10 protein-coding genes are annotated in these 12140 nt (G+C 35.4%); 8 read left to right on the top strand and 2 right to left on the bottom strand.

From position 1 onward, the window contains the following. The first annotated feature begins 444 nt into the window (after positions 1-444). The 5 genes from sufC to sufB are packed head-to-tail and all read left to right on the top strand — an operon-like array spanning position 445 to position 5631. Positions 445-1230: a Fe-S cluster assembly ATPase SufC gene (gene sufC, locus C794_RS12595; RefSeq protein WP_017797497.1), complete on the top strand. Its 786-nt coding sequence runs from the start codon at positions 445-447 to the stop codon at positions 1228-1230. Between the two features lie 16 nt (positions 1231-1246). Then, a complete protein-coding gene (gene sufD, locus C794_RS12590; protein ID WP_017797496.1) occupies positions 1247-2557 on the top strand; it encodes a Fe-S cluster assembly protein SufD in 1311 nt (436 codons plus the stop codon). Beyond that, on the top strand, positions 2557-3780 hold the full coding sequence (locus C794_RS12585) for a cysteine desulfurase (protein ID WP_017797495.1): 1224 nt from the start codon (positions 2557-2559) through the stop codon (positions 3778-3780). The genes sufD and C794_RS12585 overlap by 1 nt, the downstream gene beginning before the upstream one ends. Further along, positions 3767-4195: a Fe-S cluster assembly sulfur transfer protein SufU gene (gene sufU, locus C794_RS12580; protein WP_017797494.1), complete on the top strand. Its 429-nt coding sequence runs from the start codon at positions 3767-3769 to the stop codon at positions 4193-4195. Before C794_RS12585 ends, sufU begins: the two co-directional genes overlap by 14 nt. Before the next feature lie 38 nt (positions 4196-4233). Then, positions 4234-5631: a Fe-S cluster assembly protein SufB gene (sufB, locus tag C794_RS12575; protein WP_017797493.1), complete on the top strand. Its 1398-nt coding sequence runs from the start codon at positions 4234-4236 to the stop codon at positions 5629-5631. Between the two features lie 225 nt (positions 5632-5856). On the opposite strand, the gene C794_RS12570 is transcribed toward sufB, so the two are convergent. Continuing rightward, positions 5857-7086 (bottom strand): MFS transporter, encoded by a 1230-nt coding sequence (locus C794_RS12570; protein ID WP_017797492.1) that lies wholly within the window; start codon positions 7084-7086, stop codon positions 5857-5859. 674 nt (positions 7087-7760) lie between these two features. Then, positions 7761-7985 carry a hypothetical protein gene (locus C794_RS12565; protein WP_017797491.1) on the bottom strand — a complete coding sequence of 75 codons (225 nt, stop codon included), beginning with the start codon at positions 7983-7985 and terminating at the stop codon, positions 7761-7763. A gap of 306 nt (positions 7986-8291) precedes the next feature. On the opposite strand from C794_RS12565, the gene C794_RS12560 reads away from it, so the two are divergent. From C794_RS12560 to C794_RS12550, 3 genes are all read left to right on the top strand, one after another. Further along, entirely contained in the window at positions 8292-9593 is a 1302-nt protein-coding gene (locus C794_RS12560; protein ID WP_017797490.1) for a S8 family peptidase, read from the top strand. 255 nt (positions 9594-9848) lie between these two features. Continuing rightward, positions 9849-10676, top strand: a complete 828-nt coding sequence (locus C794_RS12555; protein ID WP_017797489.1) for a sulfite exporter TauE/SafE family protein — start codon at positions 9849-9851, stop codon at positions 10674-10676. Between the two features lie 10 nt (positions 10677-10686). Beyond that, positions 10687-12090: a bifunctional metallophosphatase/5'-nucleotidase gene (locus C794_RS12550; RefSeq protein WP_017797488.1), complete on the top strand. Its 1404-nt coding sequence runs from the start codon at positions 10687-10689 to the stop codon at positions 12088-12090. Positions 12091-12140: the final 50 nt, after the last annotated feature.

The following is a 12140-nucleotide window of genomic DNA, read 5'->3' as shown; positions in this document are numbered from 1 at the left end:
TTCTTTATGAGGCTTAGTCGCACTTATACCCCTGGGTGAAAAGAAGACTGCCGAATGTTCTTTATGAGGCTTAGTTGCACTTATACCCTCGGGGTGATAGTCATCATCAGTTCGGCACCTCAATGTGTTTCCTATATCTCAGTTGTTTTGTTTCAGTTGCTATGTTGCTAAACGGGCACTAGCGCCATTGTCCTTATTACAGATAAGTTTGATAATATGTTAAAATAAATTTATATGTCCTTCTTAATGATTCAGTAAAATCTTCACCTTTTTAATACTTATTTAATAGCTAGCAATCGTGTTAGAAATAACCAAAAATGACAAGTTCAGTATAGCTTAAAAGAGTTGATAATTAATTTGAAATGCTTTAAGATTATAATGAGAATAAATTGAGAATGGATATAAATTCATTTGATGAAAATAAAGTACTTGGAGGTATGTTTTATGTCAGGATCAGTTTTAGAAATCAAAAATCTTCATGTAAGCATAGAGGATAAAGAGATCTTAAAAGGGGTAAACCTTACAATAAAAGGTGGAGAATTTCACGCAATTATGGGACCAAATGGTACTGGTAAATCAACACTAGCATCAGCAATCATGGGCCACCCTAAATATGAAGTTACAGAAGGAAGCATTACACTTGATGGTGAAGACGTATTAGAAATGGAAGTTGACGAGCGTGCTCGTGCTGGAATGTTCTTGGCTATGCAGTACCCAAGTGAAATTAGTGGTGTTACGACTTCTGACTTTTTACGTTCAGCAATTAATGCAAAACGTGAAGAGGGCGATGAGATCCCATTAATGAAATTTATCAAAGAATTAGATAAAGATTTAGATTTTCTTGATATTGATCAAAGTATGGCTACACGTTACTTAAACGAAGGTTTCTCAGGTGGAGAGAAAAAACGTAATGAAATCCTGCAATTAATGCAATTAAAACCAGAGATTGCGATTCTTGATGAAATTGACTCTGGATTAGATATCGACGCATTGAAAGTAGTTTCAAAAGGAATTAACCAAATGCGTTCAGATGAATTTGGTTGTCTAATTATTACTCACTATCAACGTCTACTTAACTATATTACTCCTGATTTTGTTCATGTAATGATGCAAGGTCGCGTAGTGAAATCTGGTGGACCAGAACTTGCAAAACGTCTTGAGGCAGAAGGTTATGAGTGGATTAAAGAAGAATTAGGTATTGAAGACGAAACCATTGAACAAAATGCGTAATGTAAGGAGGGATAGCATGACTGTAGAAACAAAACTTCCATTCAATCAAGATTATATAAACCTATTTTCAGAAGATCGTAATGAGCCACAATGGATGACGAAATTACGTTCAAGCGCTTTAGGTATGGTTGAATCATTAGAAATGCCGAAGCCAGATAAAACAAAAATCACAAATTGGAACTTTACAGAGTTCAAACATGAATATAAAGAAGGAAAAACAATTTCTTCCCTATCTGAATTACCGGAAGAACTAAAAGATTATTTCGATGACGAGAACAAGCCTAATAACTTGCTTATTCAACGAAATCAATCTGTTGCTTATAGTACATTACAAGATGATTTAGCATCAAAAGGTGTTATTTTTACAGATATCTTTACCGCGATGCGTAATTATAGTGATCTTGTAGAAAAGTATTATATGAAAGATGCTGTTGCAGTAGATCAAAATAAATTAACTGCACTACATGCAGCATTAGTCAATGGTGGTATTTTTGTATACGTTCCAAAAAACGTACAAATCGAAGAGCCGTTACAAGCAGTGTTTTGGCAAGAAGATGCAGAGAACGCTCTATTTAATCATGTGTTAGTAGTTGCTGAAGAAGGTAGTTCTGTTACTTATGTAGAGAATTATTTATCTCATAATGACGAGCAAGCATCTGTAGCAAATATTATTACCGAAGTATTTGCACATGATAATGCACAAGTTGCATATGGAGCTGTAGATAATTTTGCAGCAGGTACTACAACGTATGTAAACCGACGTGGGGTTGGACATCGTGACGCTCAAATAAACTGGGCATTAGGTCAAATGAATGATGGTAACACCGTTTCTGAAAACATTACGTATCTATTAGGAGATAACGCAACTTCTGAAGCAAAAGCAGTTTCTGTAGGGCGTGGAAAACAAACACAAAACTTCACATCAAGTATCCGTCAATTTGGTAAACAAACAGATGCTTATATCCTTCAGCGTGGAGTAATGAAAGGTGCAGCTTCTACTATCTTTAATGCAATTGGTAAAATTGAACATGGTGGTACGAAGTCAAATTCAGAACAAGAATCTAGAGTGCTTATGTTAAGTGAAAAAGCACGTGGAGACGCAAATCCAATTCTTCTCATTGATGAAGATGATGTAACTGCAGGACATGCAGCTTCTGTTGGCCGAGTGGACCCAATTCAAATGTACTATTTGATGAGCCGTGGTCTTAAACAGGAAGAAGCTGAGCGTCTTGTAATTCATGGTTTCTTAGCACCAGTAGTTTCACAGATCCCGATTGAGTCTATTCGTAAACAATTAACGCAAGTAATTGAAAGGAAAGTTTATTAATGGATGTAAATGCCATTAAACAACAATTTCCGATTTTAAACCAAGAAGTAAATGGACATCCGCTTGTATATTTGGATTCTTCTGCAACATCTCAAAAACCACTTTCAGTTATTGAAGCAGTCGAAGCTTACTATAAGGAAAATAATTCCAACGTACATCGTGGTGTTCATACACTTGGTACAAGAGCAACAGATCAGTATGAGGGATCGAGAGAAAAGGTTCGTTCATTTATTAATGCGGACAGTACAAAAGAAATCATTTTTACAAGAGGGACTACTACTTCAATTAATATCGTGGCGTCAAGCTATGCTAGAATGAATGTCGGACCAGGCGATGAAATAGTTATTACCCAAATGGAGCACCATAGTAATCTAATTCCTTGGCAGCAAGTTGCTAAAGCAACCGGAGCATCGTTGGTGTATTTACCGCTTCAAGAAGACGGTACTATTACGATTGAAGATGCCAAGAAGACAATTACTGGTCAAACGAAAATTGTAGCGATGGCACATGTTTCCAATGTACTTGGTACAATTAATCCTATTAAAGAAATTGCTGCTATTGCGCATCAACATGATGCAATTATGGTGGTCGATGGTGCGCAAGGGGCGCCTCATATGAAAGTGGATGTGGAAGATTTAGATTGTGACTTTTATGCGTTTTCTGGCCATAAAATGTGTGGTCCAACTGGAATCGGAGTATTATACGGAAAACAGCATTTATTAGAAAACATGGAGCCTATTGAATTCGGTGGTGAAATGATTGACTTTGTTAATCTATATGACTCTACTTGGAAAGAACTTCCTTGGAAATTCGAAGGTGGAACACCAATAATTGCTGGCGCTATAGGACTCGGTGCTGCTATTGATTTCTTAGAAGATATAGGACATCAAGAAATTGTCGATCATGAAAATGAATTGGCTGCATACGCATTAAAGCAAATGCGTACAATTGATGGACTTTCCATTTATGGACCTGAACAAAGAGCTGGGCTAGTAACATTTAATTTAGATGATGTACATCCACATGATACTGCTACTGTATTAGATGCAGAAGGCATTGCAGTGCGTGCTGGTCATCATTGTGCTCAACCTTTAATGAAGTGGTTGAATGTTTCAGCAACAGCTAGAGCAAGTTTTTACCTTTATAATTCGAAAGAAGATGTAGATCGATTGGTAGAAGGACTGTTAAAAACAAAGGAGTATTTTGGGAATGTCTTTGAATAACCTCGATACACTTTACCGACAAGTAATAATGGATCATTATAAAAATCCCAGAAATCGTGGTACTCTTGAAGGAGACTCTGTTACAGTTGATATGAATAACCCGACTTGTGGCGATCGCATTCAGCTTCAGTTACATGTTGTAGATGGAATTGTTCAAGATGCAAAGTTTGAGGGAGAAGGTTGTTCGATTAGCATGTCATCTGCTTCTATGATGACACAAGCGATTAAAGGGAAGAAGATAGAAGAAGCATTAGAAATGTCACATACATTTTCTGATATGATGTTGGGAAATGATGTAGATACAGAAGAAATGGGAGATATTGAAGCATTACAAGGTGTTTCTAAATTCCCTGCAAGAATAAAGTGTGCTACCTTACCCTGGAAGGCAATGGAAAAAGGGGTACATGATCAATAAAGCAGAGATGTTTTTTCTGCTAGGAGGAGGTTATCTATATGGCTAAAAATATGCCAGAAATCGATGAGTATAAATATGGATTTCATGATAAAGACGTATCTATTTTTCGTACGGAAAAAGGATTGACGCCACGAGTAGTAGAAGAAATTTCGAAAATGAAGGAAGAACCAGAGTGGATGTTAGAATATCGCTTGAAAGCTCTAGAGCATTTCTATAACCGCCCAATGCCACAATGGGGTGGAGACCTTTCTGGATTAGATTTTGATGAAATCGTCTACTATGTAAAACCATCTGAAAAACAAGGTAGAACTTGGGATGAAGTACCTGATGAAATCAAGCAAACATTTGATAAATTAGGTATTCCAGAAGCTGAGCAAAAATACCTTGCTGGTGTATCAGCTCAGTATGAATCTGAAGTTGTTTACCATAGCCTGAAAGAAGATCTTAAAGATCTAGGTATCATCTTTAAAGATACAGACACTGCATTAAAAGAAAATGAAGAATTATTTAAAGAGTATTTTGGTAAAGTAATTCCGTACTCTGATAATAAGTTCTCAGCATTAAATTCTGCAGTATGGTCTGGTGGATCTTTCATTTACGTACCAAAAGGAGTCGAAGCAACAACTCCACTTCAAGCATACTTCCGTATTAATTCTGAAAATATGGGACAGTTTGAGCGTACGTTAATTATTGTTGATGAAGGGGCTTCTGTACACTATGTAGAAGGTTGTACAGCTCCAGTTTATACAACAAACTCTCTACACAGTGCAGTAGTTGAGATTATTGTTAAAAAAGATGCATATTGCCGTTACACAACAATCCAAAACTGGGCAAACAATGTGTATAACCTAGTTACAAAGCGTGCAACTTGTGATGCGAATGCAACAATGGAATGGATTGATGGTAACATTGGTTCTAAATTAACAATGAAATATCCAGCTATCTTGCTTAAAGGTGAAGGTGCACGTGGAAATACACTTTCTATCGCACTTGCTGGTAAAGGACAGTTACAAGATGCTGGTGCGAAAATGCATCACTTAGCGCCGAACACGTCATCTACGATTGTTTCCAAGTCAATCTCTAAACAAGGCGGTAAAGTATCTTATCGTGGTTTAGTACACTTTGGTCGTAAAGCGGATGGAGCTCGTGCAAATATTGAGTGTGATACGCTTATTATGGATAATGAGTCTACTTCAGACACTATTCCGTATAACGAAATCTTAAATGACAACATTTCTTTAGAGCACGAAGCTAAGGTATCTAAAGTATCAGAAGAACAGCTCTTCTATCTAATGAGCCGTGGCTTATCAGAAGAAGAAGCAACAGAAATGATCGTAATGGGCTTCATCGAGCCATTTACAAAAGAACTTCCAATGGAATATGCGGTTGAAATGAACCGTTTAATCAAGTTTGAAATGGAAGGTTCTATTGGTTAATAAGCCACCCTTTGTATGGGGATGATGAAAGAATTAAATATGAGGATTTTGAAACATGCTGATTTTGTTTTGGTTCAGAATACCTCTTTAAGGTTGAAGGCGAACTTTTCTAGTTCGTCTTCTTTTATTTGGTCTGGGTTTTATAGATATTATTGGTTAGTATTTATTTCTTTTATAATTAATAGAATTATTCGGTAATCATAGTTTAGTTTATTTCTACATAGGTTAATCAATTTTAACTTTTCGAATAGGTGAGAGAAAAAGCCAAATTGCACAAATTGCTAATCCGGTTGCGGATATCCCTAAAACATTACGTGAACCAAATTCATCAGCAATGAACCCACCTAAAGGAGCACCTATAATAATCATGCTACGGTTAATAGACCGCATAGTTGTATTCATTCGTCCTTGTAATCGTAATGGGGTTATAGATTGTCTGTAACCCATCTCGTTTGGACCTTCTATACCCATAGCTATACCATATATAAATTGTCCAATCATAAGTAATATAATTGTACCCGTGACCATATTTGCTTGAACAGACTGCGCTGAAATAATTAGAATAACTGCAGGGAAATAGAGTATACGGGCTAGAGATATTGCTTTCCCCACACCTAATTTAATACCAATATAAGGAGCATAAGTTGCCCCAACTACAGCTCCAATTCCTGCAGAGGCTAATGTAACGCCAAGAATAAAAGAATTTAACCCTAGCTCAAGTAGTACATAAGTAATGAAGACAGTTGTTGACATGCTATGGAAAAGAAACCAAATATGTGTATTTAAGGCTAGTATTCGTAGAAATTTGTGTCCGTAAACCCAACTTATACCTTCCCTTAATAATTGATTGAAGGTTAGAGTGGAAACAGAACTGATTGGTTTAGGAGGATGTTTAATGAAAGATATAATAATACCTGAAAGAAAGTAAGATGCAGAATTAATTATAAGTGTAAATGGTGCAGTTATTAAAGACGTTATCCAACCCGCTAACGCTGGTCCACTAGTTTCGGCTACTGCTCCACTTTGCTCTAAACGAGCGTTTGCCCTTGTTAATAGCTGTCGAGGAACTAGTTGAGGTAGAAATGATTGGTATGCTGAATCGTTAAAAATGGAAAGAATTCCAAACAAAATCATTATTGAATAGATAGTTATCATATTGAGCATATCAAAGCTGTACAGTAAGAAAATAAGTATTAATAGGATACCACGACAGATATCTGTAGTTGCAATAACCAATTGTCGATTGGTTCTATCAATTAATACACCTATTATTAATCCCAAAAAAACATATGGTAGCCACCTAGAGGCATTTATCCAACCAACATCTATAGCAGAACCTTCTAAATGCACAACAATTAAAACTTGTAACACAAATGTAGTAACATATGTTCCAAAATAAGTACTGGTTGAAGCAATCCAAAAAGCATTGAATCCGTTTACTGAACTAAGTTTCATCTATTTTTTCATTCCCCTATAATTTTATATAACCCCAAATACTCGTACCGTATTCTGGTACAGTTTTTTAATTTATTATGCTAATTTCCTTTTATTACAATTTGATACACTTTGGAATATGTAATTAATCAAGTTCGATATGGAAGTATCAAACGGTTTAGTTAAATACAAAATTCAGGTACATTGTAAATTATATTTGGATTTTGAATATCTATTCTATCTTGATTTATTTATACTAACTCTATAAACCAAAACTGCATTGGAAATCCAAAAAAGTGTTGAATAGACGTGCTCTATAAACTAAAACTACATTGGGAATCCGATAAAGTGTTGAATAGACGTGCTCTATAAACCAAAACTGCATTGGAAATCCAAAAAAGTGTTGAATAGACGTGCTCTATAAACTAAAACTGCATTGGAAATCCGATAAAGTGTTGAATAGACATGCTCTATAAACCAAAACTGCATTGGAAATCCAAGAAAGTGTTGAATAGACGTGCTCTATAAACTAAACTAGCTTCAGAAATCGATGAAACTAGTGAATAGTTCCCATTCTCAGGATCTAGGTTATTATTTATGTACAATTTATTGCGGATAAATTGAATCTAACTTCTTTTTTCTATAAATTAAAAATATTTCAGTTAATGATGATTTAAAGTGATAAAATACTGCGATTACCCAAAAAGATCTTGAAACGTTAATGTGATTAGAATAATACTTATTAATCCCCAACCGAACACTCCTACTATCCACCATATAACGGAATTGGTTACTTTTGTAACATTTTGATCTACTACATTTGATTTTATAAAGGCTATTTTATTTTCCATGCTCTTTTTCGTTGAAATGAGGACACAAAAACCAATTAAAATAAAACCAATAGAAAGCCAAATTAACATTTTCTATAACCATCCTTTTTACTTTATTTATCCTAATTTTAAAGCAACATCATCTTAAGTCAATTGTCTATAAACCTAACTAACTCTTTAATACTCAACAGTTGGCAAAATATGAACTCAATTCTTTCTTCATTATCAGCCAGCTATTATATTCCTTTATAAGCATATTTTTATGTTATACCCCCCATAAAACAAGCAATTGTATGCTAGATATCTACCTCTTTTTCTATTTTTTATACTATTTCACTACTCCCTCTTTACAAGATTTGCGTACATTATCGTAAATCAACGAGAGGGAGAATTCATATGTTAAATTTTTCAATGATTAATTTGGTTCGTCGTAATGGTAAAAAGATGGACAAAGGCATCAGACAAGAGATGGTGAATTTTTATAAACCGTTTCGTTATATTCCTTGTTTCTTACAAAGTCCCATAGAACGAGTTAGAAAGAAAACAAAAAAATTACCTGTTGTCATTAAGTTTAAACCCGACAATTTTACTAGCGGATTACATGAAGTGAAAAATACCAAATATAAAACGCTTCGTGAATTTCATTCCATTTCCTGTTGTTCAGCTAAGTTTTCTGCAGAAAAGATTGAGCATTTAATTGAAAACTGTAATCATATTGAGAAAATCTATTATGATAGGAAAGTTTTTTCTTTATTAGATACTGCTTCATCTTCAGTAAATGCAGATGTTTTAAAGGATAATGGATTGACAGGTGAGGGTTCTACCATTGCAGTTATCGATACTGGGATACACCCACATGAAGATTTAGAAGGGCGTATCATTGGGTTTGCAGATTTTGTAAAGGGTCAAACAAATCCTTATGATGATAATGGGCATGGGACACATTGTGCTGGAGATGCTGCTGGTAATGGTGCATTATCGGATGGACAGTATCAGGGTCCAGCATCAGAAGCAAATTTAGTCGGTGTAAAAGTATTAAACAAAATGGGTTCAGGGTCATTATCTACGGTTATAGAAGGTATTGATTGGTGCATTCAGAACCAGTCTAAATATAATATAAATATTCTTTCTCTATCACTTGGTTCAGATGCTACTGAGCCTGCTGAAGATGATCCTGTTGTTAATGCTGTTGAAACAGCTTGGGATAATGGAATGGTAGTATGTGTTGCTGCTGGTAACTCTGGCCCCGGGGAAAAGACTATTGGAAGTCCGGGTATAAGTCCAAAAGTCATTACTGTTGGTGCTGCAGATGATAGTAATACAGCTGAGCGTTCTGACGATTCAGTGGCTGAGTTTTCAAGCAGGGGGCCTACCATTGACGGGTTAACAAAACCAGATTTATTAACTCCTGGCGTAGATATTGTATCCTTACGAGCGCCAAGTTCTTTCATTGATAAAACGAATAAATCAGCTCGTGTAGATGGAAATTATATCTCTCTATCTGGTACTTCCATGGCAACACCAATATGTGCTGGGATAGTTGCTCAATTACTTCAAAGTGATTCTAGCTTAACTCCCGATCAAGTAAAAGAAAAACTAATGGCTGCCTGTGAAGATTTGGGACAATCTCCTAATGTACAGGGAGCAGGCTATTTAAATGCAGCAAATCTACTCAATCAGGAGGAAGCGAAAGTATAATGTGAATTATAGCTTCTGTGATGGAATACTACAGCTTCTATTATTCATCAAAGCATATGTACACTGGAATTAACGATTATCTTTATTTTATACTTGTAATGGGTTAATAGATAAGAATGAAACACAGAATGCATGATATCTTTCATTAGATTTCATGCATTTTTAATATTGATGATCATTTTCAATTCGCACTATTACGTTAAATCCGTATACCTATGATATGATAAAGGAAAAATAATGAAGGAGACGGTAGAAATGGTTGTGGCTATAATCTGTTTTATTATCGCTGTTCTAGCGGCCTTTATTGGTTCATTAGTAGGCCTAGGGGGTGGAATTGTTCTTATTCCATTACTATTACTTTCCAGCCAATACATTACTGGTTTTGAGTGGGTAAGTCCACAATCGGTAGTTGCGATGTCTTTAGTTGTAATGGTTTTTACTGGAATTTCTTCGGTACTTTCTTATGCAAAGCAAAAGCAAGTTGACTTTTATGCAGGTAGTATCTTTCTGGCTGGTAGTATTCCAGGTAGTATGTTTGGAGCATGGTTAAATCAATTTGTAAATACGGATGGTTTCTATCTTTATTTTGGTATGTTAATCATAGTTATATCTATCATAATGAGCCTAAGAAACAAAGCCTCTAAACTAAGACGTAATGTAGACATTCATGAGCCAGGTGTCAGAAGTTTTGAGTTAAAAGGAGAAGTTTACATATATAAATTATCTTTCATATCTGCAATTAGCATTGCTTTATTTGTAGGAATGTTGTCTGGTTTATTCGGAATAGGCGGAGGAGCAATAATGGTGCCGGTTATGATGTTATTATTTGGATTTCCAGCACATTTGGCCGCTGCAACTTCCATGTTCATGATTATATTTGTTAGTTTCATGGGTTCGATCACACATATATATTTAGGGAATGTTGTTTGGGAGTATGTGCTTTTCTTTATACCTGGAGCATGGATAGGTGGTAAACTTGGAGCAAAGGTAAACCATTTTTTATCAAACAATGTACTAGAGTTAGTATTAAAGATTATGCTAATTTTAGTTGGTATACGAATGATCATGCAAGGCATTGGTTAGGAGAGTATAAATGTCAAAAGAACAGTTAACGTTTTACTTTACAAATGATCTACATAGTCATTTTTTACAATGGCCAAAAGTAGCGGCGTATTTACTTCACAAACAAGAAATACATAAAGAGAATCGAGATATTTTTTGGACGGTGGATATAGGAGATCACGTTGATCGTTCCCACCCGATAACGGAAGCAAGCCGTGGTAAAGCAAATATAGATTTACTTAATCAATTAAATTACGATGTCGTAACACTAGGAAACAATGAGGGGATCACTTTGTCCCATGATGAATTATATCATCTGTATGATCATGCTGATTTTTCAGTAGTATGTTCTAATCTAGAAAGTTTGGACGGTCAATTACCAGCGTGGTTGAAACGCACGGAAATTAAGGAAACAGCTAGCGGTATTAAGGTCGGTTTTTTAGGTCTTACTGCTCCGTTTAATGCTTTTTATGAGCTTTTGGATTGGCATATTGATAATGAATTTGATGTGTTAGACCGTTATATAAATGAATTAGAAAAAGAAACAGACATTATAGTACTGCTGTCTCATTTAGGAATTAGTGTTGATCAAGAAATTGCTAGAAGATATCCTGCTGTCGACATAATAATGGGTGGACATACTCATCATTTATTAGAAAAGGGAGAGATGGTTAATCATACGTTAATTACAGCAGCTGGGAAACACTGCTTTTACGTAGGGGAAGTCACTGTAGAATGGAATCATGAGGAGAATCGTATTACGAAGCTTAACGGTTATGCAGTAGATCTTCGTGATACAATTCCAGATTTACATACAGAACAATATATACAAACACTATTTGATCAATCGAGGAAGTATCTAGATAATGTAATTGTCAAAGCAAACAAACCCATTGAAGTGAAATGGTTTGCTAATACACCAATCATTCAAAGTCTGACAACCACGTTAAGGAAATGGACAAAAGCGGATTGTGCCATGTTAAATGCAGGAGTATTGTTGGAAAGCCTTCCTGCCGGTCCCATTACATATGGGGATATCCATCGTATTTGTCCTCATCCGATTAATCCTGTTTTAGTTGATTTAAAAGGCGATGAACTTATAGAGGTAATACGAGCATCTTTATCTACGGATTTTACAGAATTAAAGCTAAAAGGGTTTGGATTTCGCGGTGAAATTCTAGGAAAAATGATATTCTCTGGTTTAGATGTTATTACAGATTTTCATCGTAATGGTGGTGAATATGTAAAAGCGGTTTATGAACAAAATGGAAAACAGATTGATCCAGACAAAACCTACTATGTAGCTACTGCGGATACATTTACATTTGGGAGATTATTACCAGAAATTGCAAAATCAACTACCAAGCAATATTTCGTACCTGAATTTTTAAGAGATCTTCTTGCAGAAACTTTAATACAGCAATATCCCTCTTAGAATGTGACGCTTTTTATGCCTCCTGCATACACTTATAGTGAATTTTATAA

Origin of the sequence: Oceanobacillus kimchii X50, assembly GCF_000340475.1 — a bacterium.
GTDB classification, from domain to species: domain Bacteria; phylum Bacillota; class Bacilli; order Bacillales; family Amphibacillaceae; genus Oceanobacillus; species Oceanobacillus kimchii.
The sequence above is the reverse complement of the archived record's forward strand: the minus strand, read 5'-3'. Positions and strand labels throughout refer to the sequence as shown.